Origin of the sequence: Bacillus sp. HY001, from assembly GCF_007558965.1 — a bacterium.
Lineage (GTDB): Bacteria > Bacillota > Bacilli > Bacillales > Bacillaceae_G > Bacillus_A > Bacillus_A mobilis.
In genome coordinates, this window is record NZ_VLTE01000302.1 from 1 (window position 1) to 231 (window position 231).

Genomic DNA, 231 nt, shown 5'->3' on the forward strand with positions numbered 1-231 from the left:
CGGCAACCCTCGTGGTGCAATAGCAATTAAAAGAGAATTACAACTACTAGAAGAAGCAAAGCTAACATTGCCTCGTATGATTCATGTTTTAAATATGGCAGATGAGGATTATGTAGAAGATATTGAAAAGCTATCTTCCCAAAAAATTGCGGTGACAATTCCGTATGACAGGGATCGTACGAGTTATGAATGGGGGATGCAGTTTGGTTCCCCGCAAATTAATACAAAGGT

General features: G+C 39.4%; 1 pseudogene. It reads left to right on the plus strand.

What is annotated here, in order from left to right:
• Positions 1-231: pseudogene (locus FOT98_RS31440) on the plus strand (AAA family ATPase); the annotation flags it as partial.